At 65.7% G+C, this 22,008-nt stretch carries 21 protein-coding genes, 1 tRNA gene and 1 pseudogene; 4 read left to right on the forward strand and 19 right to left on the reverse strand.

The features are described from left to right. Positions 1-309 precede the first annotated feature (309 nt). The 6 genes from BQ8420_RS14460 to BQ8420_RS14480 form a co-directional block, all read right to left on the reverse strand. A complete protein-coding gene (locus tag BQ8420_RS14460; protein ID WP_087099332.1) occupies positions 310-3,564 on the reverse strand; it encodes a hypothetical protein in 3,255 nt (1,084 codons plus the stop codon). Between the two features lie 29 nt (positions 3,565-3,593). Then, positions 3,594-3,749: a hypothetical protein gene (locus BQ8420_RS31935; RefSeq protein ID WP_160049314.1), complete on the reverse strand. Its 156-nt coding sequence runs from the start codon at positions 3,747-3,749 to the stop codon at positions 3,594-3,596. Positions 3,750-3,780: 31 nt separating this feature from the next. Further along, on the reverse strand, positions 3,781-5,631 hold the full coding sequence (locus BQ8420_RS14465; RefSeq protein WP_087099334.1) for a phage/plasmid primase, P4 family: 1,851 nt from the start codon (positions 5,629-5,631) through the stop codon (positions 3,781-3,783). A 1,110-nt stretch (positions 5,632-6,741) separates the two neighbouring features. After that, complete coding sequence (locus BQ8420_RS14470) at positions 6,742-7,182, reverse strand: hypothetical protein (RefSeq protein ID WP_087099336.1); 441 nt, start codon at positions 7,180-7,182, stop codon at positions 6,742-6,744. A 194-nt stretch (positions 7,183-7,376) separates the two neighbouring features. After that, complete coding sequence (locus BQ8420_RS14475) at positions 7,377-8,162, reverse strand: CPBP family intramembrane glutamic endopeptidase (protein WP_160049315.1); 786 nt, start codon at positions 8,160-8,162, stop codon at positions 7,377-7,379. A 17-nt stretch (positions 8,163-8,179) separates the two neighbouring features. Beyond that, on the reverse strand, positions 8,180-10,105 hold the full coding sequence (locus BQ8420_RS14480) for a DHH family phosphoesterase (RefSeq protein WP_087099379.1): 1,926 nt from the start codon (positions 10,103-10,105) through the stop codon (positions 8,180-8,182). A gap of 186 nt (positions 10,106-10,291) precedes the next feature. On the opposite strand from BQ8420_RS14480, the gene BQ8420_RS14485 reads away from it, so the two are divergent. After that, a complete protein-coding gene (locus BQ8420_RS14485; RefSeq protein ID WP_087099340.1) occupies positions 10,292-10,642 on the forward strand; it encodes a histone-like nucleoid-structuring protein Lsr2 in 351 nt (116 codons plus the stop codon). A gap of 75 nt (positions 10,643-10,717) precedes the next feature. Here the strand turns inward: BQ8420_RS14485 and BQ8420_RS14490 are convergent, their stop codons facing one another. The 4 genes and pseudogenes from BQ8420_RS14490 to BQ8420_RS31940 form a co-directional block, all read right to left on the reverse strand. Continuing rightward, entirely contained in the window at positions 10,718-11,212 is a 495-nt protein-coding gene (locus BQ8420_RS14490; RefSeq protein WP_200815937.1) for an SLOG family protein, read from the reverse strand. Between the two features lie 9 nt (positions 11,213-11,221). Next, positions 11,222-11,521 carry a hypothetical protein gene (locus tag BQ8420_RS14495; RefSeq protein WP_087099344.1) on the reverse strand — a complete coding sequence of 100 codons (300 nt, stop codon included), beginning with the start codon at positions 11,519-11,521 and terminating at the stop codon, positions 11,222-11,224. 192 nt (positions 11,522-11,713) lie between these two features. Further along, positions 11,714-11,878, reverse strand: a pseudogene (locus tag BQ8420_RS33215) (hypothetical protein); the annotation flags it as partial. Positions 11,879-11,887: 9 nt separating this feature from the next. Beyond that, on the reverse strand, positions 11,888-12,061 hold the full coding sequence (locus tag BQ8420_RS31940; RefSeq protein ID WP_160049316.1) for a hypothetical protein: 174 nt from the start codon (positions 12,059-12,061) through the stop codon (positions 11,888-11,890). Between the two features lie 1,029 nt (positions 12,062-13,090). On the opposite strand from BQ8420_RS31940, the gene BQ8420_RS14505 reads away from it, so the two are divergent. From BQ8420_RS14505 to BQ8420_RS14515, 3 genes are all read left to right on the forward strand, one after another. After that, on the forward strand, positions 13,091-13,576 hold the full coding sequence (locus BQ8420_RS14505) for a GntR family transcriptional regulator (protein ID WP_087099348.1): 486 nt from the start codon (positions 13,091-13,093) through the stop codon (positions 13,574-13,576). A 1,064-nt stretch (positions 13,577-14,640) separates the two neighbouring features. Next, on the forward strand, positions 14,641-15,063 hold the full coding sequence (locus BQ8420_RS14510) for a hypothetical protein (protein WP_087099350.1): 423 nt from the start codon (positions 14,641-14,643) through the stop codon (positions 15,061-15,063). Between the two features lie 59 nt (positions 15,064-15,122). Next, complete coding sequence (locus BQ8420_RS14515; RefSeq protein WP_087099352.1) at positions 15,123-16,427, forward strand: hypothetical protein; 1,305 nt, start codon at positions 15,123-15,125, stop codon at positions 16,425-16,427. A 188-nt stretch (positions 16,428-16,615) separates the two neighbouring features. Here the strand turns inward: BQ8420_RS14515 and BQ8420_RS14520 are convergent, their stop codons facing one another. The 9 genes from BQ8420_RS14520 to BQ8420_RS14555 all read right to left on the reverse strand — a co-directional run bounded on the left by BQ8420_RS14520 (position 16,616) and on the right by BQ8420_RS14555 (position 21,945). Then, a complete protein-coding gene (locus BQ8420_RS14520) occupies positions 16,616-16,849 on the reverse strand; it encodes a hypothetical protein (protein ID WP_087099354.1) in 234 nt (77 codons plus the stop codon). 13 nt (positions 16,850-16,862) lie between these two features. After that, positions 16,863-17,042, reverse strand: a complete 180-nt coding sequence (locus BQ8420_RS14525; protein WP_087099356.1) for a hypothetical protein — start codon at positions 17,040-17,042, stop codon at positions 16,863-16,865. 25 nt (positions 17,043-17,067) lie between these two features. Beyond that, complete coding sequence (locus BQ8420_RS14530; protein WP_087099358.1) at positions 17,068-18,261, reverse strand: PcfJ domain-containing protein; 1,194 nt, start codon at positions 18,259-18,261, stop codon at positions 17,068-17,070. A 203-nt stretch (positions 18,262-18,464) separates the two neighbouring features. Beyond that, on the reverse strand, positions 18,465-18,794 hold the full coding sequence (locus tag BQ8420_RS14535) for a hypothetical protein (protein ID WP_143847282.1): 330 nt from the start codon (positions 18,792-18,794) through the stop codon (positions 18,465-18,467). Between the two features lie 493 nt (positions 18,795-19,287). Next, the gene (locus tag BQ8420_RS14540) at positions 19,288-19,737 is read right to left on the reverse strand and encodes an NADAR family protein (RefSeq protein ID WP_087099362.1); all 450 of its coding nucleotides are present in this window, start codon (positions 19,735-19,737) and stop codon (positions 19,288-19,290) included. Positions 19,738-19,764: 27 nt separating this feature from the next. After that, positions 19,765-19,912, reverse strand: a tRNA-OTHER gene (locus BQ8420_RS31945). A gap of 235 nt (positions 19,913-20,147) precedes the next feature. Then, complete coding sequence (locus BQ8420_RS14545; protein WP_087099364.1) at positions 20,148-20,525, reverse strand: hypothetical protein; 378 nt, start codon at positions 20,523-20,525, stop codon at positions 20,148-20,150. A gap of 231 nt (positions 20,526-20,756) precedes the next feature. After that, positions 20,757-21,263 carry a hypothetical protein gene (locus BQ8420_RS14550; RefSeq protein ID WP_087099366.1) on the reverse strand — a complete coding sequence of 169 codons (507 nt, stop codon included), beginning with the start codon at positions 21,261-21,263 and terminating at the stop codon, positions 20,757-20,759. Positions 21,264-21,570: 307 nt separating this feature from the next. Continuing rightward, the gene (locus BQ8420_RS14555; RefSeq protein WP_087099368.1) at positions 21,571-21,945 is read right to left on the reverse strand and encodes a hypothetical protein; all 375 of its coding nucleotides are present in this window, start codon (positions 21,943-21,945) and stop codon (positions 21,571-21,573) included. Positions 21,946-22,008 lie beyond the last annotated feature (63 nt).

Here is a 22,008-nt window from a genome sequence, read left to right on the forward strand (position 1 = left end):
CGGGCCGTGCTCGCGCAGCAGTTCGAGGACGACGGGACGGACCGTCGAGCGGCCGAGGACGGCTTTCTCTACGGCGGCCCACGAGGTGTCGGGGTCACCTGCTCGCACAGGCAGTGTGGACTGGGGCATGATTCAAGCCTTTCGGCAATTACCATTCAATGTCAATACATCTTTGGTTCTACTCGATTATTAGATGATTCGGCTGTGAGTGGGTTGCTTCGGTAATAGTCGTGCCGATGACGAGGACGGCCCTCGCCGACGACGACGGATCGCTAGCGGGGCTTACGGCGGCCACAGGGAAAGGGCGCGCTAAGCGGAGTTCTTCCAGTTTTTCGAGAACGTCGCGTCGAGCATCCCCAGGTAGACCTCGAGGTCGAGCGAAGCGATGAGGTCGTCGAGCACCTGGGCGTCGAGGGTGTGGAGGTCGTCGTTGCGCACGGCCATCGACCACGAGGGATCGATGCCGCTGATGCGCTGGACGACGACATCGCGGTCCTCGGGGATGAGCGCGAGCCCGTCGGCGGAGCCGAACTCCAGGCGGTCACCGGCCCAGCCGTGAGCGCGCAGGATGGCCAGGGCCTCCTTCTCGCGTCTGACTGGGGCCTCGCCCAGCTCGCGGCGTCGGTCCTTCGAGTCGGCGTTCACGACCCTCGCTCTGGCCGAGAGCAGGCTCTGGGCGCCGGGTGTGCCGTGCTCGACGACGAAGACCCGGTTGACCGTCTGTAGGGCCTGCGGGTTGGCCAGGGCCAGGTCCTCGTCAAGGGCTTCCTCCTCGTCCCGGCCGAGCGGGTCGACGGTGAAGGGATAGGTGATCGAGCCCCGTGAGGCGGTGATGATGTTCTGGAAGAGCATCAGAGTCTTCACGGGGTCGTTGGGATCGATCGCCTCCTGGAGGATCATGCGCCCCAGTTCGGGGTCGAAGGGCTCCGACAGGGCCCGCTCTCCCCTGGCCGCGGTCGTCTGCAGGTAGCGGGCAAGAGCGAAGTCGGTCACCGCGGGGTGGGCGAGCTTCTTCGCGGGCGTGGGACCGGCGTGGCAGGCCAGCGTCCCTCCGCTGGCCGCGGCGATCTCCCAGTCGGCGACCGGGTCGGTCGGCACGTGATCGACGCGAACGTCGGCGGCGGCTTTGTCCTCTTCGGTCGGGACGAGTTCGAGCCTGTTGTTCGAGTCCTTGCTGATGAGGAACATCGGGTCCGGCTCGATCTCGATACCGATCGCGGCCTGCTGCTCGGCGAGCACCCTGTTGTTGGCCTCGGCGTCGAAGGCCCCCGGCCCACCGGAGGTGTCGACGACGGAGTAGAGGCCGTCGGTGTTGGTCGAGATGATCCGCGCCCCGGCCAGCGTCTGGGCCTGGCCGATCCGCCAGGAGAAGAGCTGGCCGATGATGCGCATCGAGATGATGGTGTTGTTCATCCGGATCGGTGAGTTGCCGAAGGTCGTGTCCCCGGCACCGGAAGCCGAGTTGAGGATGAGCTTCGTCCCGTTGCGCAGGGTATTCAGCCGCGTCTTCTCCTGCGGACTGATGCCCGGGACCTTCATCTGTTTCCCGTAGTGCTCCTTGTCGAAGAAGATCTTCGCGTAGCGATCCTCGCCCAGGTCCGGGTTCCAGAACGCCCGCATGTTGCGCAGGAGGTTCGGGTAGTAGGAGCTGAAATCCTCGTGGATGACGTGGCCGGCCGAGGTCCGGGCGTACTTGGCATCGAGTCGGGTCGACCGGTCGCCCGGCTTCTTCTTGTTCTCGACGAACAGCCCCGGCTGCTTGGTCGCCGGAACCTGCCGATATGTCGCACTCGAGATCGTGTGCTTGGCTAGGACCGTCTTGCCGAGGAGCACCTCGCCGGTGGGCAGGACCACGTTGAGCTCCTCGGCCTTGGGTCGCTGGGTGGCCAGCAGCTCCTCGGGATCGGCCACCTGCTCCTGGGCCAGGGCCAGCTGCTCGTTCTGGACGTTGTCGCCCTTCTTCGGCTTGCGCCACTTCTTGCCGATGATGACCAGCGACTTGGTCACCTGCGAGCCGTCGGGCAACGTCAGCAGCTCGTGCTGGCGCTTGGCCGCGGCGCGGAAGTCGAGCGGATCGGGGAACGTCGACTGCGCACGCAGGAGCATGTTCTCCACCTCCGCATAGGCGAGCTTGTCGGCGGCATAGGCGTTCATGTCCGCCTCGGCCCCGTGAATGCCGCCGGTGGAGAAGGTGGCGAAGCAGGAGGTCGACCTGCCTGCGGCGTCGAAGTAGGGCAGGTTGTTCGGCAGCTTGTCGATCTCCTTGAGCACCTTGACCTCGCGGTCGCCGTGGACCCTGCGGTACTCGTCGGAGTCGTTGAAGTTCTCGCCTTCGATCGACCGGTAGTAGGCGACGACGTCCATGAACTGCCGGTAGGCCTCGGCCTGGTCGGGATTCGTCGCCCGGTCGGGGGCGACCTCGTCTTCGAAGAAGCGTTGGCACTGGGCGAGCACGTCGACCTGCTCGATGCCCTGCTCCTCGGCCACCGACGTCGCCGGGTACGTGAAGGACACCATGGGGATGTCCTCGAGCTTGCCGTAGGGCGAGAGGATGAGGCCGACGAACTTCGCCGAGGTCGAGTCGATGGTCAGTCGGTTGCGGCGAACTCGGGACGGGGCGATCGCCGGCTTGCCGGTGCGGTAGTCCTTCTCGTAGACGGTTTCCGGGTACTCGGCGAGCAGGCCGATCTTGAGGTCGAACGTCGAGGAGTAGGTCGGCTCCTCGAACAGCTGGGCCAGGCCCAGGCAGTCGGAGACGTTGTAGGCCAACAGCTCGTAGAGGTCGTCGAGCTCGGTCAGCGTCGTGTCGTGGGACAGCCGGTCGGACTCCTTGATCTGGCGGCCGAGAAGTCCGAGCAACCCTTTGAGCGGGACCTTCCACTGCAGCTCGTTGAGGCGGGCGATGTCGATGTGGCGCCCGGAGTGGAGCATCGCCTGGCGGATCGACGCGGCGGTCGAGTCCCAGCCCAGGTACCTGGGCATGTACTCGATGTTGTCGTCGCTGAAGAGCCGGTCGTTGTGCGCGCGCATCTCGGCGGCCGTGGTTGGCCGGAAGACGTCGCCCTCGGGGGCTTGGAAAGCCTCGTGCAGGTAGAGGGCGAGCATCGTCGTATCGTAGTTCGTCGAGTTGTACCCGGCGAGGAACGGATGGGCCGCGGGGTCGTACTCGGCGTCGGTGTCGCAGACCGGGCGCAGACCCGCCGGGTAGGACGAGGACTCAGCCGGGTCGTTGACTCGCTCGGCATCGGAGAGACCGACGATCTCGGCGAGCCGAATGTTGCTGGCCTCGGCCCGTAGGTCGAAGAACGTCACCGCGGTGGCGGGGAATGCCGGTAGGCCCGGGTTGGCCGCGAAGAGCCGGTGGCCGAGGGCCTGGTGGTCGATGGTGTCGGCGAGGTTGGTGCCCTCACCCGCGTCGTCGACGAGGTAGAAGACCTCGACCGTGCCCGCGCCATCGGGAAACGGCGTGTAGGCGACGAGGCTGAAGACATTGGCCAGCGACTCGATGTCGTAGAAGGTGAACAGTGACTGCTCAGCGGTGATGGGCGTCCTCTCGGTGGTCATGAGTGGCGTGCCTTTCTTCTCGATGCGGCTTAAGGCCGGTTCTTCGTGGGCGTGGCCTCGAGCCGGTTGTGCGGAGCGCGCCGGCGCGGGGCCTCCGTGCCCTGGCGGAGTCGGGGCAGCAGGAACGTCTGCCCGTGGCCGGTGACCAGCTGCGAGCGGGCGATCGACCTGGCGATTCTGAGCATGGGTGCCCTTCCTCCTGGAGAGGGTTCCGGTTCAGCCCTGGGCGTCCTGGTCGTCGTCGCCGACGACGGTCTGGCGAAGAAGCCCGCGGTAGTTGGGCTTGAGCAGGGGGCGGGAGACCTTGGTCGGGTCCGTGCCGATGTAGCCGGGCTGCTTCCAGGCCTTGAGGTCGTACTCGGCGATGAGGGTCTCCGGCTCGCTCATCAGCCCGGTGTCGGGCTTGCCCGGCCGGATCTTTCGGTTTTTGTCCGGGCAGTGCCATTCCTGGTCGGACTTGACGATCGCGACCAGGTCGGTGACGAACTGCTGTCTGGACACCGGCGAGCCCGAGGGCGAGACTGAGACGAACCAGACCTTGTAGAGGTCGTAGAGGAACGTGAACGGCAGCAGGTCCCAGGCGAAACGTTCCCGGAACTCCTCCCACAAGGCCCGGACCGGGTCGTTGGCCTCCTTGTACTCGGCCAGCACCATCTTCGTCGCTGGCGGCTCGGCCAGTTCGTAGTAGCTGCCGGGGACGTCGGCCGAGGTCTCGGGCTTGTGCTCGGAGGTGCCCGCCCTGTGCAGGACGTGCCAGAGCGCGTACTCGAGGACCTCGGGCCGCTGCAGGTAGTCGTCCTTGATGTAGCGCTTCTCTGCCCCGGTGAAGGACTTTGAGAAGGGTACGAACAGCTGCCTGCGGTAGAACGACTCGGACTTGTCCTTGACCCGCGGGAACTCGTTCAGGCACTGGACCATGAAGCCGAAGAATTGGTAGGCGATCGGCATCCGGTACTTCCGGTCGATCTGGATGACGTCGCCGGTGACGACGGCCTTGAGGTTGGCGGCCTTGTCGATGAAGGTGCCCACGTCGTTCTCGTCGACGATGATCGCGTTCGCCCTCACCAGCGGCTCGAGGGCGAAGTTCTTGCCGAAGTCGGCCAGCGGGATCGACGTGTGCGAGCGCGGCCCGCACAGGTTGCGCATGAGAGAGCACAGCGTGCCTTTGCCGTTGTTGCCGGCCTCGGAGTAGAACCAGGCGGTCTTGTTCCACCGCACGTGTGGGCGGATGATCGCGCCGATGATCTCCCACAACAGGTCGGCCACGCCCTCGTCGTCGGTGAGCTCGTCGATCCAGGACACGATGTCCCAGGTCGAGCCGTCGACGGGGTGGACGAAGACCGGATTGGGGGCATCAGGAATGTAGTCGACGTGGCACTTGGCCAGGAAGACCAGGGCCGGGTCGAAGGGGGCCAGGGCCTTGGGTTCGAAGGAGAACTCCGCGCCGCCGATGGTCTCGATCGCAGGATCGCTGCCGTAGTGGAGGACACCGTTGCCGACGGCGATGAGGTCGCGGTGCAGGCACTGGGTGGTCCGTGGCGCGTCCTCCTTGAGCACGGCCATGACCTCCTTGAAGTCGTTGAGGGTCAGGCCGGCGTGGTAGCGGCGTGCCTTCATCCGGATGTCGTCTTCGCTGACCGTGTAGGTCCCGCGGCCCGGACCCGAGGCCTGGTACATCGCCAGCAAGTCGTATTCGCGGTCGGTGTCCTTGTCGGAGGGGGCGATGCGCTTGACGTGGTGCAGGCGCAAGAGGGCCTGGGCGATCTGCCAGGAGGTCAGGTGCTTGGCCATGGGCAGCTTCATGGCCTTGATGTTGGTCTTGGTGTTCTCGCCCACGACGACACCGTTGACGATGGCCAGCAGCTGCTGCTCCAAGGCTGCCGGCCTCGGTGGTCGAGCGGGATCGAGATCGGCGAGGTAGGCCCCGGTGACGAAGGTGATGACCTGGTTCAGCGGCGAGATGGCCTGCGTCTCGGCGAAGTGGGCCTTGATCGTGTCGAGGGTGGACTCGACGTCGTGGACGGCGTTGTCGGCTGACGCAGATGCGCTCTGGTCAGGAGTCGTCATGAGGTTGTCTCCCTGGCGGGCGAAACCTGCCGGCGATGGTGTGGGAAGCCGATTGGTCTCGTGATCGAATGGAACGCAATGCCGACACTATGCCACCTAAATGATCTTTAGCAATGCATTGAATTGTTGCGAGATGATCAGTGGATCCTCGAGCCGCGATGCGGCGAGCGTCAGCCAGGGCCGATCCAGCCCTGCGAGAAGCAGCTTTGATCGAGGCCGGACACGGGCGTCCGGGCGCGAGCGGGCGACGTCTCGTGCATCACCAGCCCGGAGGCGGCGTGAGCCGCCTACAACAGGCCAGAAGGGCGCGGCGGAGAGCTCTTCGCTCGTGAGGGATCGATACACAGGGACACCAAGGGGGAGATACCCCTTGGGGGTTCAGAGAACGTGCACCATGGTGTGGTACATCCGTTTGCCCAGGTCAAAAGGGAAACAGGAGGGACTTCGTACCACGTGTACCACTTCTCGTTCTTGATGTGGTACATCCGCTCCCCCAGGCCAGGAGGTCTTTATATACCCCCTGTACCACTCGTACCACATGAATGACATGAAATAATACGCGTGAGCAGACCCCCGCACCCCCACCGACGACCCGGGGCCAACGAGATGCCGCCACCTCCCCATAAGAGAGTGAGAAAAATTTGGTACGTGTGGTACAACGCGCTGAATAACAACCTCGACCTGGGTAAACACCTGTACCACGGCGAGAATTCAATGTGGTACCCACCGCCTGGCGACCCCCTTTGAAAGAAGCGTTTACCCAGTTCAGAGCGTAAATGATGGATGTACCAGAGAAAGTGGTACACAATGACCCATGCGATGACTCTTCCTCGACGCCGACATACCTTAGTTCATGGACCATGCGATCGACCCATCCATCACAACCATGAGCGGCACGAATGACAATCGCCTCTCGAGATCGTTCGATTCATTGCTAGGAGGATGGATGTCCTGGTAGAGTTGGATTCAGGTGAACGGCGGTTTGTTCAGCTTTAACCCTCGTGTGGTTGTCGCACAGGAACGTGAAAAAGAAAGAGGCCGAAGGTCCTCCCCGTGGGAAGGGAGCCTCCGGCCTCTTTCTTGTGTCTAAGAGACTGCGGGTGCTGGATCTCAGTACGGAGCGAAGTCCGCGAGGTTGAAGCCCGACAGGGACGCATCGTCCCGGGAATATCCTACTTTGGGGGATACGGTCTGGAAGGATCGGTCAGTCTCGATTGCGTAGATCAACTTGTAGGTGACCACGTAGTCGCGACTGACCGGGATGCGGCCCGTGGAACGCTCGACGCTGACCTTACGGAAGCCGGTCTCGAACTCGAGGCGGCTGAACGTCCGGGCCAAGCCATTTTTACTTCGGCGCACGGCTACTTCGGGGCTCTTGGCGTAGAAGTTCAGCACGGCGAAGTGTGTGCACCCGCAGTCGAGAGTGAGGGCATCGCTGTCTTCGGCGCCGATACTGGTGTCCATGCTCACGTAGGCGCGGCCGATCGCGGAAGCACTGGGGCGCAGCAGCTTGCCGTCCGCGTCGTACTCACAGGGTCCGATGACAGCCATGATGATCCTCTCCTCTCTTCACGAGTATGACTGATGAACAACTTTCAGTCACCCACCCGGTGGCCGGATGGCCCGGTCACCCCGGTCCGACCGAGTCCCTGAGCAGCCTCGCGCGCGAGCGCGGCAGCTATGGGGAATCGGTCATCACCAAGAGTAGAGAGGAGGTGGAACTTCGTCCTGGATCCCAACCGCTCTCAGGCAGCGGGTCCGACCGTGGCGCGGACGCGGGTGAGACCGATGAGCACGAGCCCAAAGGCCACGCCCAGCGGAATCACGGCCAGTGGATGGACGAGGAACCCCAGCCAGGCCGGCGGTACGAGAGCTGCGGCGAGGTTGAAGCCGATGTGGACCAGGACGACGGGAACGAGACCGCGCGTGCGCTCGTAGACGATCGCCAAGAGCACTGCCAGGGGCAGGACCGAGGCGATCTGGACGATGTTGGCGTGCATGATCGCGAAGGCCGCAGCCTGGACGGCCACGGCGACGACGACCGCCACTCGCCTGCGCAGCAACGGGTAGAGCGCTCCCCGGAAGAGGGCTTCTTCGCTGAGCGGGGAGACGAGCAGGGCGAGGATGATCGCCATCACGCCGGCAGAGTGTCGGGAGGCGGCTTGGGCCTCGAAGCCCGGCGAGCCGAAGACGAGGTGGAGCCACAGCCCCATCGTCTGGCCGGCTAGGAAGGCCAGCAGCCCGGCACCGGCTACCCGCACCCAGAACCGGAAGGCTCCGCTCTTGGCCACCGACCGGACGGGAGTGGGCTCGTACGCAAACCAGACCGGACGCCTCCAGCGCAAGAGGCCGACGATGAGCGTGACCACCGCGCCGAGAACCACTGTCGCAGTGATCGGGTCGGCCACGAGCCGAGCGGCGGCGAGCCCGAGGCCGATGTAGGCACCGACGACGAGGAAGGGGACAGCCAGGCACCAGAGGAGCGCCCCGGCCCGGGATCGGGGGCCTGCGGGATTCGCTGATGCGGCCATGGCCGGGCCTCCTCCCGTCATGCCAGTTGCTCGTCGACGACGAGCTGGACCCGGGTCTCCCCCATGAACTCGTTGAGCTGGAGCTTGGCGAGGAACCGAAGGGGCTCTGCGCCCGGGTCCTGCTGGGCGTCGCGGACCCTGGACGCGAGCGCCTCGGCGTGCTCGTCCGCGGCGTTCCACCACAGGCAGGTCAGGCCGTCGCGGGTGATCACTCGCAGGTGCTTCTTGCACCGGAAGCACACCCACCAGCCGCGCTTGCCTTCCTCCCCGTTTTCGGGGGTGCGCTCGTGGTTGCAGTCGGCGTCGGAGCCGATGCGGCCGACGCGCAGGTCGACCGGGGGCAGCACGACCTCGACCCGCGGTTCGGCGAAGGCGTGGCCGAAGGGTTTGAGGGACCCCAGGCGCTCGACCAGCTCGATGAGCGGGGTCATGTCCGTCAGCGGAGCGTCGGCCCCCTCGGCCGTGCCCAGGACGAGGTCGCCGGGCGAGGCCGAGGGGTCGAGCCGGAGCATCCCCAGCCGGGTCTCTTCGGACAGCACCTGGGCCAGCTGTGCGAGCCGATCGGCGCGCTCGACCTTGACACCACAGGCCTGCTGGTGACCAACGGCCGACAGGCCCTCGTGCGGCTCGAGGCTGGAGATGATGTCGAACCACTCCGGGGCCCGGCCAGAGCCGGAGACGAACTCGTCGGGACGCACGGGCCGGGCGACGACGACGGTCGGGTGGCCGGTCCGCTGCATCATCTGGCTGGCCAGCAGCCCGTACATGCCCGCCGGGGCCGAGGAGAAGTAGACCCAGGGGGCCAGCGGTTGGTCGGCACCGAGGATCTCCTCGGTGTAGGCGGCGGCGAGCTCCTTGCGGCGCTCGTTGCCCTCAATGACCGCCCAGGCCGCGTCAAGCTTGGCCTCGGGCGTCGGGGCGGTGAAGACCTCGAAGCACGGGGCCAGCGGAGCCTCGATGCGCCGCGGCGAGTTCATCGCCGGTGCCAGATAGAAGCCGTAGAGCCCCTCGTCGATCGAGTCGACCTCGCGGATCTTGCCCGCCTGGGTGAAGGCCTTGAGCAGAAGCGCGAAACCATCGAAGGCCGAGAGGAAGACCGGGTGGTGGTCGTCGGCGCACAGCAACTGCAGTAGGACGGCCCGGTCGACGTCGATCCTTTTCAGGTCGGGGTCGAGGCCGCCGAACCGGTTGGGGACCGTCTTCGGGGGCGTGACCCACAGCAGGCGGGCCAGCGAGAGCGAGTCGCGCACGAGCTGGCGGTTCTCGTACAGCAGCGGCATCACGTCGGAGACGGTGCCAAGGCCGGCGAAGAGCCGCAGCAGACGGACCTCCCACAGTTTGTCGGGACGGTGGGCGGCCGCATGGGCCTCGATCACCTGGTAGAGCACGTGTGCCCCGCAGATGCCCTTGAGCGTGTAGGTCTCATCGAGGCGGCAGGGATCGACGGTAACGTCGGCGCTCGATCCGGGCTTGAGCTCGGCGTGGTGGTCGGTCACCAGCGTCGTCCACCCCAGCGACCTGGCCGCGGCGATGCCCTCGTGGGAGTTCACTCCCCCGTCGCAGGTGAGCAGCACCCGAGTATCGGGCCAGGCGGCGTGGATCTCGGCGATGTCCTCCGGGCGCAGGTCGTGACCGCGACGGTAGTCGGGCAGATGCAGCTCGACGTCGAAGCCGAGCTCGGACAGACCCGCGTAGCCGAGGACGCCGGAGGCGATGCCGTCCATGTCGAAGTCGGGCGCGATGACGACCTTCGCCCCCGAGGCTCGGGCGTCTTCGAGCACGGCGACCATCGTCTCGACGTCTTTGAGGGCGTCGTGCTCGTTGGACTGGATGGCAGCGAGGTACTCGTCGGTCCAGCCCCGGCGGGCGCAGAGTGTGGCGAAGAGGCTCTGGCCGGTGACACCGGCGAGGTCGTCGATGTCGATGGTGGGGGTATAGGGCATGGCGAAGGCCTTTCGGATCCGAGGGTTCTTCACGCGCGGATCACGAGTCGGCGCGTATGATTCGATGGTGTGATTCTAGCAGCACATGGCATCGAAGATGCTCATATAGCAGCACGAACGGGCACTCGTCAACGACTCTGCAGGCCTGTCTTTGCAGTCATCGATTCGTGGGCTACTCTCGCCAGTATGGCCATTCGAAGAGTGATCGAATCAGACATCAGCGGCGAGCCCGATGCAGCGACCTTCACCTTCGGAGTCGGTGATCAGTGGTACGAGGTCGACTTGACAACCGAGGAGCGGGAGAAGCTCGAGGTTTCGCTGAAGGAGTACATGAAGGTGGGGCGCAAGGCGTCCAAGGAGCCAGGGAAGAAGAAGGTCGTACCCAACACGACCACAGAGGAGCGGGAAAGGATCCGGAAGTGGGCCAAGGACAACGGCCACGAGGTGGCCGAGTACGGGAGAATCCGGAAGGGGATCTTCAAGGCGTACTGGGATGCCCACGGCGGCCCACCCAAGGACGATCCCTACGATTCGTAGACCATCTAACAGACTAGTGGCTCGGCGAAGCCCTGGACCGACGGCGGTCCGGGGCTTCTGCGTCCATGCCGCTGTTCAGGCGCGGACGACATCGACGACGCCGATCCCGGCGGCCATCGCAGCGCGGCGGCAATGGACGGTGCCGTGTGAGAAGTGGCCCCGTCGAACGGGCAGGAGCTGCTCGTCGTTCGTCCGCGGGCAGCCGTCCTTGTCGCAGAGGTCGAGGAAGGCCGCGGCCCGTGCTTCGGTACCCGCCTCGCAGAACCTGAGCACGGCGTCGACCATCTCCACGTTGCGCCGCAGCCCCGCTTTCTTGCCGTGGGCCTTCCAGTCCGCGGGCATCTTGATGACGTCGAGGCCCGCCGACCTCCACAGACGCTCGGCCATGGCGTCGGCGCCGCGCCCGTGCTTGTCGGGAGGGCAATGGCCCGAGACCAGCACGGGCCGGGCGACGGGGCATCGAGCGGTCCAGTCGGTCCAGACCTCGTTGAAGATCCGGCGCATGGTGACCTCGTCGTCCCAGGCGCGAGAGCCGGTGACGAGGAGCGCGTGGGAGTAGTCGAGAGCCATGATCGGATCTCAGTCCGTCAGGGCGTTGACGAAGGTTCGCGCACCGTTGTCGTCGACGACGATGGTCGGCTTCTCGTGACGAAGGTTGCCGATGACCACGACGTGCCGACCGTCCTCGACGCGCTCGATGTGGACGGTGCACACGGTGGTCGCCTCGTCGTTGTCGAAGTCGACCCTGCCGAAGCGGTCCTCTTCGATGGCGCGGGCGTCGGGGGACGACTTCTCGAGAGCGAGTTGCGTCGGGGTCGGCCAGACATGGGGCTCGCAGCGGGCCCCAGTGTCGTAGGGCGTGAGATAGGGCGTCGGCATGTGGATCGTCCTTTCGGTCAATGATTCTCGGAATGATTCGGTTCAACGGCAGCGACGAGCGCTGGCCCCGCTGTTGGCGCTGGGCTTGAACCGGAGGTCCTCGTCGCCGCAGGGATGGCCCTGGGGCCAGTTGGTCTTGCGGTCGTGGACGGCCATGAACTCGTCTCTGTGGAGGATGCTCTCGGCGCCCGTCACAAGCTCGAGGTGATCGGGATGAGGGCGGATGCAGACGCGGTTCCTACAGTCGTGATCGAGCACAAGGACGTCAGGGACAGGAGCGAGGAGCTCGCAGGCGACTTTGTGGACGCGACGCGTCTGCCCGTCGACAGAGATCTGTTCGTAGTCGTCGGGTCGCAGTGGACGCTGTCACACGGCGCAGCCCGTCTCGAGGTCGACCGCGCAGTCGTCGCGCAGCCTCTCCCGGAGGCTCTTGGTGAGAGCCATCGAGACCTCTCGGTAGTAGGAGCGGGCGTCGTGTCGCCAGGGGTCTGGGCACATCCGCCGACTCTTGTTTCCTCCCGTGCCAGCTGTGCTGGCCATGAGCCGTCGTTTGGCAGCCATCGAGGCGATCGCCATTCCCCTCATGGGTGCGCCCGCAGGGCGTCTTCCTGTGGATACCGGGCGAGCGCCGAGGCGGCTCATTCTTCTACAGAGCGCAGCGGATGGGCATAGGCCGAGGGAGCGTCAGCGACCGAGGATCCAGAGGATAAAGCTGTCGGCTATGCCGACCAACCCGACCGAGCGCAGCGAGGGTCCCCGCAGGGGTGGGTTGCCAGCTTTACTTATGCCCTTTCCTTTTCTCTCCCATGTTCCGCGTCCGAGGCCTTGGCCGAGGACCGGAACGGCTCGTGTTTCAGGGGAAACGTGGTGTACACCCATCAACCGTACGGTCCGTTGTCGACCGCGAAGCGGTGTACGGACGGTTGGGTTTTCCCTGGTCATGGCGACAGATCGGCGTACGGCAGTTTCAACGACCGTGGCATCGTCGTACGGTCTGGGTTTCTTCGCTTCAGCGAGGCACGAGCGGGTGACCGTACGGTTGTTCTCCCACTGCTGCGTTCCTTGTATCGATATCGTGCAGCAGCTGTCGCCGCAGGCGTTGCCGCGATCTCCTCTTCGTCGTCGCGATGACTGCACAGCCTGTGGATAACTCTCGTGGCAGTCGTCGTTCGAAACCGCTGCATCCGTTGTCACCGGCTGTTGCTCCAGCCGTAGTTCTGACAACGCGGCTTGTCGCTCCACCCGTTGTCGCGGTGCCTGTTTCACCCCCTTGCCGGGCACCTTGTCGCACCGCGCCCGAGGCCGGTTCCGCCCGTTGCCGCCCTGTCGTCGCCGGAGCGGGATGTCTGTCCCGTCACAAGCTCGTCGCGCACCGCGCGGTCGGGGTGATCGACGTGGGCGTATGAGGAAGAGAACGCCCCGCTTCCAGCGTGCTGCTACTGGGGCAGGTGCAGTATTCGGTGGCTGCGGTATTCGGTGATGGAAGCGCCCTCACGCGGCCGCGACCGGTTCCCGGTACGGTGCTGCCATGCACCACGACCCGCCTGCTGCCACCTCGCGCGCCCGCCAATGAGTCCGCGCACCCCGTGGGGGACCTACCACCAGATCGCGGATATCCTGCGCTCTCGCATCACCAGCGAGGATCTGACCCCAGGTGACGGGCTCCCCTCCGAAGCTGCCCTCGGCCAAGAGTTCGGCGTCGCTCGCACCACCGTGCGCCGGGCCCTGGCCGAACTGGAGTCGGAGCAACTGATCAAGGCCATTCCGGGGACCGGACGCGTCGTGTGCACCGCTGAGGAGCGCGAGAGCGTCCCCGGTAACGGGCCACCTCCCTCCCAGTACCGGCGCATCGCCGCCGAACTGCGGGAGAGGATCGCCAGCGGTGACCTCGCCCCCGGGGACGCCCTACCCAGCGAAGCTGCCCTCGTCCACCAGTACGACGTCTCCCGCGGGACGGCCCGTCAAGCCCTCTCTGAACTGGAGGGAATCGGGCTTGTCATCGCCGTCCATGGCAAGGGACGGTTCGTTAAGCGGGCGGTCGCAGCCGCAGATTAGTGCTTTTCACCAGGTGAAACACCGCTCGTTTTCTTCCTCCTCGCACTACTCGCGTCGTCACCTCCTCATCAGTGCCATGGCAGGCTGTCCCGGCAAGCACTTCAGCAGGGAAGCGGACCTCCTTCACCGCTATCCATCGCCTCCCTGCGGAAGCGCGATATTACTCTTCTTCGGGTTGCATGCGCGGGCCTCTCCCCCGCTTCGGCATGTCCGTCTTCTCTGGCTGCGCCGTTATGGCACCGAAGACGAGCTCCTGCTGCAGCACCGCCTAGGCACCGCTGCGAGATTCACTGCGGCCGTCGTCGTCAGTGTGCACCCGAGGGCCTCCAGCACTCTTCTCCACCCTCGGAACGGCCCTGTTTTCGCGTGCCGGATCAGGTCATCCGTTGCAACGATTCGGTCGGACTTGGGATCGATGTGGCCATGCTTGTCAATGACGTGCCCGGATCGTTGCGGAATTCGATCCTTGTGGCGACCTCCAGCCGTCGTGTACCTGATCCGGCAACGCCGTGGCCGGGTGCATGTCGTTTAACGCCCAGGTATTGGCCATGCATGGCCAATATCGAATCGCCCGGCCATTGCCGGTTCGAATCGGGTCATCGGCGGCCATGAACCGGCCATGATGTGGCCATTGATGGGCGGGGCTCTTCTTCGACCACAACCAGCCCATGATCCGCCCGGATGGTGCATCACTGCCGGGCGTGATGTGACCGGGGTTGGTGCGTGACCGTTTCGCGCCCTGCCCAAAATACCGCCATGGCTGGCCAGTGACAGGCCATGACCGGGTGTGCCATGGACGGCGTTCGGAAGTCGTGGTCAAAGCCGGGTGCGAAGCGTCCGAGATGAGGTCTGTTCTGGCCGCACATGGTCGACCGCCGTGGGGCGGCCGTGTGCGGGACGCTCTGCGCAGGTACCGCACCCGTTCCGGATCTGGCCATGGATGGATTGCTATTGACCATTAATGACCATTAGTATGATGTTTAGCGAGTAACAAAATCGATGAGCGACTCGTCGCCGAGCGCAGAGGAAGGAGAGACAGATGATCACGACGCGAGGGTTTCGAGATGGTTGCTAAGGCGAAGCCGGAGCCCAAGCGGGTGAGGCTGACGGTCCCCGCCGCCGATGAGTCGTCGCAGGCGTGGATCGACCTTCAGGACGATCCGTCGACCTCGATGCGGATGCTCATCCGCGAATCAATCCAGCGCGACGGCTACGTCGACGTGGTCAATCGGCCCGTCGAGCAGCAGCCCCGCCGGGGACGGCCGCCGAAAGGCGAGGAGGAGCCCCTCGCGCAGTTGCCGCAGCTCGCCGCTGACGACGACGAGATCGACGGCCCCGATCCCGTCGAGGCCGATCCGGTAGACGAGCCCCGCTACGAGGCGGAGGACGCCGAGGAGCGGGCCGATCGGATGCCGCCGGCCGAGGAGCCGAAGACCAAGAAGCCCCAGGCCCCCTCGGGCCTCGCCTCCTTCCTCACCGGTTCGTGAGGGTCCGCCGCGACGAACGCGCATTCCACGACGACAACTACTGAGAGGTTCCTCGCAGCATGAGCACGCAGGACACGAGCATGAAGCTCACCGGCGGCATCGACGTCGGCAACGGCTACGTCAAGGGGGTCGTACGCGGCACCGTGGACGGCGAGACGGTCTACGATTCCGTCGATCTGCCCTCAGCGGTCTCGAGCACGTCCCGGTCGATGCCGAAGGTCCCCGAGGCCGACACCCACGCGATGACCGTGGCTGTCGACGACGACTTCTTCAACAAGTTCTCCGGGTCGTTCACCACTCCCCTGGTCGGCCACTCCGATCTGCGCACCATGGGCCGGGCTGCGCTGACGATGCGCGGGTCGAAGTTCACCCAGTTCGAGGTCGTTGGTACCCGGTCGAAGGCCGACCAGGAGCTCTCGGCCGTCCTGGTCCTCGGCGTCTTCGCCGCCAAGGCCCTGCGCGACTACGTGCGCGCTCACGGCACTCTGCCCGAGGCCGAGCTGCGGGTCACCGTCCGCGCGGGCCTGGCGCTACCGATCGCCGAGTACGTCCAGCGCCGGTCGGCCTACGCCGCGCAGTTCATTGGCGCTGTGGGGGGCGCGGACCCGGCGGTGCACATGGTCACGGTCAAGAACTTCTCGACTCCGGTGGCGGTGCGCCTGCAGTTCGAGGACGTGCAGGTCCTGCCCGAGGGCGCGAGCGCGCAGTTCGCCATCGCCGACAAGGGCCTGGGCCTGGCGCAGGCCCTGCTCGACGATCTGCGGACCTCGGACCCGGCGGCGGCGGAGGGGCTGGCCGACGTCACCGCCGAAGCACTGGTGGGTGTGCGCAACACCATCGGCGTCGACGTCGGCGAGGGCACGGTGAACTTCCCCGTCTTCACCGACGGCGCATTCAACCCGGAGGCCGCGGCGACGCTCGAGCAGGGCTACGGCACCGCGCTGACGAACGCCTTGGAGCAGATGGTCACCAGCGGGCACAAGAACCTCGGGTTCGCCAACCGCAAGCAGCTCGCTGACTTCCTCCAGACCGAACCGAGCCCTTTCACGCGAGGCCGCTACGACATCGCCTCCGGCTTCGTCGAGGAGGAGGCCGGCTACCTCTGCGACGAGATCGGAACGCGGTTCGAGGACGTTTTGGTCGAGGTCGGCGGCACCACCGAGGTGATCTACGTCTACGGCGGCGGCTCGGGCCCGATCAAGGAGCTGTTGCGCCCGGTCTTGCAGAAGGCGGCGGGCTCCACGCCGGTGCTCTACCTCGACTCCGGCTACTCGCGCCATCTCAACCGCGAAGGGCTCTTCCTCGCCGCGACCACCGCGGAGGAGAACGCGAAGAAGGGCAAGCACAGCACCGCCGCGGCCTGAAGCTGACGAGGCCCGGTCCTCCTCCAGAGCATTCCTGGGGATGAGGACCGGGCGTTCCCGCGCCATTCGATCACTCGCGGTCGCTTGATCATGGGCCGCTCAGTCGGCTGTGCCGAGCGACGGGGTGATGTCCGGATTCACTACCGCACGGACGTTCGCCAGGGTCGCGTCGGCGGGGCCGGCGACGGTCATCGGAGGCGCTCGAGCCGGGTGAGAGGAACCCGCTCGAGGCTCTGCGGATAGTCGTTGCCGTCGAGGAGCTCGTCGTAGACGTCCTGGCCCATCGAGTAGAGGGCCGCGTCCGGGTGGAGGGACACCAGGGTCTCGGCGTGGAGGTACTCCGGCTTGCCGGACCTGAGAAGTGCGCCGTCGGTGTAGAGGGCGTTGAACCATTCGCTGGCGATGATGGTGATCTGAGGCATCAGTTGCCGTTCCTTACTCTCTCCTGGTGCGGGTCTGGATATGCGTCCGGGCTGGCGAGGGGATCCATGCGAGCGCGTGGTACGGATCAGGACGGACGTAGGTACCGGGGTGGATCCCGAGGTTCGTCACCAAGAAGACGGTGTCGCCGTCCTCGTCGGCGCCGGGCTCGATACCGAGGATCTCGGCCAGCACCGAAGTGCTTGTGGGGAGGCTTCTCTCATGCAGACACTGGCACGTGCAGACCTTCGGTGCCCAGGGCGTGCCGGGCGACGGGGATCCCGGCGGTGGTGAAGGCGTCAAGCAGCGCCTGGGCGCCGCAGGAACCGAGCTCCTTGATCGCATCGCGGTTGTTCTTACCGAGGAACTGGACGATCCCTTCTTCGCGCTGGATCTGAACGTTGAGGCGCACTCGCTCGCCCTCGTCGACTACGGCCGCAAAGACGTCGAGACCGAGCTCGTGGGCGTAGCCGCCGATGCAGTTGTTCATCACCGATCCCCAGTGGGCCAAGGTCTCAGCATCTACGGCGACTTTCACGCGGAAGGTGCCTGCGGTCAGGCCGTCGACCCTCTCGGTCAGTTCGGTCGCCCAGGTGGCCCGCTCCCTCTCGCGCTCGATGCGCTTGAGACGATATCGCTCGGCGGCTTCGGCCTGCTCGCGCTCGCGAGCGTTCTTGAGCGCCAGGCGATACTCGGTGAGGAAGGCCTCGGCGCGTTCGCGCACAGCCGGATCCTTCCACTGCTCCCACGTCACGAGCTCGGTGTCCGCGCGCTCGAGCTGTTCAACGCTGTGGTTGTAGGCGTCCATCGCGCGGCGGCTGCGGGCCTCAGACGCCAGGGTGTCCATCGTCGCGACCGCCCGATTCTCCCTGGGGCTGCACAGACGAGCGAACGGTAGCTGGCGCGTCAGGTTCTCGAGGTCTCGCGTGCTGCGGATGCGCTTCTGCCCGCGGCCCGCAATGAGCTCGGGCAACAGACCGAGATCGACGAGCTGGGCATCAGGTCGGCCCATCGAGCGGACCGTATCGCGCATGACGTGCATCGCTGTCCGGGCATCCTCAGCCAATATCCGTCTGAGGATCGGCTGGGGAACTCGGCGCAGCAGCGCACGGACCATCGTCAACTCGTGCGACTTGAACGGAAGCATCACAGCCGGCGGCGTCCGTGACATCGACTCGATGATCCAGTCGATCGGAACGAGGCCACGAAAGGCGCAGAACCAGTTGAGAATTCCGAAGTTGTCACTGATGTTGTGATCGAACGGCCGTGTCAACCTCTCGACCTCGCGGACCAAGGGTCTGCGGACTCGGGTGACACCGAAGACGTTCGTGGTGACCTGGCGGTGGTCGGTCGCGTCGAGGAAGAAGGTATGGCCGGCCAGACCGAGCGAGAGGCCGTTAGGGTTGATCAGCAACGGGAACCGCTCCTTGGCCACTGGTAGATCGCCGATGACATCTACAATGTCATCAATGACGCTCTCGAGTGTCTCGCGCGAGATCTGCCGAAGCCAGCTCTGCGTGCGTATCCCGACCGCAGGACTCTCGACGACACGTACCGTGCGATCGCCGCCGTAGTGATGGAGACCGAAGCGACCATCGAGTCGGCGCAGCTCGGTGGCTATCTCTGTTGTATTGCCGCGAAAGAGGGGGCGGGTGATGACCTTCTTCCCCCGGTGTCGAAGATCCTCAGAACGACGAGATCTCGTTGGGTCCGCAGGAGCGAGAACCCTGCTTCCCGCCTCCAGTAACGGAACGTCTTGCCTGATCCGCGGAGGCGGTGGACGTGGTGCGTGACGGAGCCTACGACGGACACCCGCCCGTCGGCGTTCGTGCGTGCGGCGATGCGCAAGCTCGCACCGGAGGTGACCCCGTCGAGGTCGGGCTCGGCCGCAGCGGCGTCGTCGAAGTACTTGATGTGGAGTAGGACACGCTCATCGATTGCAAGCATGATGACCTCCAAAGGGGTTGGTAGGACTCATGAACAGCGGTTACGGCGAAGACGCTGAGACCCCTGTCGCCTTAAGGCGACAGGGGTCTCAGCGGTGATCGGTTGGCCTTCAACGTCCGGTGGCAAAGTCGGTCAGTAACTCGGTGAAGACTCGAGATCATGGCGTACACACACGAGCATCCAAAGGGTTGCGGATATGAGGCCTCCAAGAGAGTCGAGGTTGCTCTCCGCTGAGGCCAGTCCCGGATCGACTTCGTCGATCGGAGAGACGGAAAAGATAGGGGAATCCGTCGCTGGGTCACCGGTGACCTCGGGGCGTCGACAACGCTGGCCCCCGGGCCTATGCCGCCGTGACGGGGCCGGGGCGCGGGTCCACGCGGGCCTCCAGCCAGGCCCTCGTGGAGAAAAAAGAAGCCTCCCCGCCAGCAACCGCGGTTGCTGGCGGGGAGGCTTCTCTGTCGTACAGCAGGGACGCGGAGATGAGCTCGTCGGGTTAGCTCACCCGCTGGTGGGCGCGAATGGCCATGATCAATTCGCCGAGCATGTTCTGGCCGGAGGTTTGAGCGTGCCGGTCGCAGAAGCAGTCGCCCCAGAACTGGTCGTGCCAGCGGTTGGTCTCGACCAGCCGGAGTGATCCGGTGGCCTGGAGCCTGGCACTGTGCTCGGGCACGGAGAACTTCGCCATGAGCACTCGCTGCATTGCCCAGACGCGTACTCCGGTATCCCATTCCGTCCGCAGAGTTACGTGCCGTCCGCGCTTCTTGCTCTCCGCTGGTGTCGGGGCAGCCAATACGTGGCGGCGTTCGGCGTCACAGAGGGTCTTCAGTGCGTTGAAGGCGTGCTCCCCGGACGGCACGTCCGTGTTGAGCTGGGAGACGAAGAAGGACGTGGTGTCGAAGTTCGACAGGAATCCGAGCTGGCCGTTGAACATGGGGGTGAGCATGGTGGTCCTCCTGGTGGTTGCGCGCCGTGGCGCTCGCGGGGATCGAACCCGCGACCTCTCGTGCGTCGCCCTGCGCCGGGCCTGTCGCCTGGGTCTGCCCTCCCGGTGGTCGCGATGCGGAGTCGAACCGCGGGCAGTCAGAACGCCGAGTGCTCTGCCGCTGAGCTAGAGCGCCGAAGATCTTCTTCGGGGAAACCCCGGCGAGGCTGTGCCGAGCCCTGCGGAACGCCGGCGGGATCGTTCCTCTGGGCTACACAGGTGGCAGTGAACAGGCCTAGATCCAGGTGCAGTCACACCGGGCGTAGAGGTCCTCGCGTGCGTCGGACTTGGCCGCGACGGCCGCATCGCCCCCCCCCCCCGTCTGTGCGGTGCCGCTCTGGCCCACATGTGGTCGGACATGGTGTTTTCCTTCAGATGAAGATCTGGGTACCGCGCACGATCTCGATGGCCGGGATGCTCAGGCGGTGGCCGCCGACGGGGTAGGCGGGGTGGTCGGAGGCGACGACGATGCAGTCCCACGAGCCGGAGTGGCGCTTGCGCGGCCGTGGCTCGCGCTGGCGGCCAACGGCCGGTTCGGTCTCAGCGCGGAACTGGAAGGGCACTACGACGACGCGGTATTCACTCTCTCCGGTAGCCCTCCAGGGCAGCTCGATGAGCAGGTCCTGGGGCCACTCGAGGATGGTCACGGGCAGCGTCGACAGCGCATGGGTCTTCGAGCCGGCCGCGGCGGAGGCCAGACGCTCGCGCTCCTGTTCTGCGGTCTCGGTGAAAGGGCGGATGAATGCCATGGTGATCAGTGCTCCTTGTCGGCCTTCTGCTGAGGTCGGTTGATCCGGCGGGCCTTCGTCGAGACGGCTTTGACCTCGTCGCCGGACTTGACGATGCGCGTGGTCATGACGGCCTCCAGGCGGTGATGATGTCTTTACGAAGAAGCTCCCGAGCTCGGCTGCGCCGAGCCTGACGAGCACGAGAAGTGCGGTGGCAAGCCTCGGAGTCGTAAACCACCCTCGCCTCATCCTTCATGGGGGCTTCATCCAGGGGCACCCGCAGACCCGCATGCTGCTCCGGATCATCGACCAGCGGACCGTTCGGCGGGGTGGTGACCACCATGCACGAACCGGGCCCGGGGACGACAACAGTGGGGCCGTGCCCTCGCGCGCGAGCGGAAGACCTGCGTGCGCCAGGGCCCGGACCAGAGCGATGACCACGTCGAATCGAGTCACCTCGCCCCACAGCTCGGCCGCCTCCTTCGCGTCATCAGCGCTCGAAGCGGTGACGGTCATCAATACCGGTTCCCAGGAACCGGGTTCATCGCCGCTGTCGATCTCGCCGTGGCTGTCGACAACCGTCATGCTCACGAGCTCCCCGTCGTCGGTATCACGGAAGGCGTCCAAGGTAGCCGCAGTCGTGAGCGTGGGGATCGAGCCGATGACAGCTCGGGTGGTGTGCCGCCAAGGGCCATCAACGGTCAGAGCGCGGTCGGCTATGGTCTTGTCGAGACTGCGGGGCTCTTCGTTCCAGGCCATGAGCGGGCACGGTCATGGCTGGCTCCGGTTTCGTCAACGATGGGCCCACCGCTGTCCCGAGCGGCTTGCGCTCGGTCATCCCCGACCAGCGATGCGTGGCTCGGTCACAGCTGGTCCCATTGTGGTCATGCGCGGCAGGCTTGTGGCCCCGGCACTGCGCCCATCGCCGGGCTGAGGCAGCCCGGCGATGGTCGAGGCTCCCCCCGGGTAGCAGGACCTCGCAATCGCCCTTCGCGTCAGGGATGGTCGCGGGACTTCTTCGTCTCGGTGGTTGCCCGGCCCGCGCTTCTGATGTCAGCGGCCAGGGCTAAGACGAAGTGGGCGGGGGATCCTCGGTGGCGGGGGTGCCGTGGCAGGCCGGGCACCGGCCCGGTGCCGCGCCCAGGTGGTCGGCTACCACCCGGCGCAGCCCCATCAGGCCCTCCCGCCGGGTGGGCACCCCGTTGGTGTCGGGGAAGGGGTCGTGGTCGCTGCCCTCCACGTCCCACCGGCGGCCGTCGCGGACCAGGGTCGCGATCCATTCCACGCCGGGCCACCGCTCCCGGTCGAGGATGGTGTCTAGCACCTGGCGGGGGTCTGCGTCGGGGTCGGGGATGTACAGGGCGTCTACCCGCCCGGCCTGGATCACGTAGGACACGTGCTCGGGGGCGCGGGACGTGGGCGTGGGCGTGTTGGTTGTCACGGGGGCGTCCTTTTCCTGGGGCAGCGCTTTGCTGCTCCGGTGTGTAGGGGTGGGGTTGACGGG

The sequence above is a fragment of the Nocardiopsis sp. JB363 genome (assembly GCF_900143625.1).
Lineage (GTDB): Bacteria > Actinomycetota > Actinomycetes > Streptosporangiales > Streptosporangiaceae > Nocardiopsis.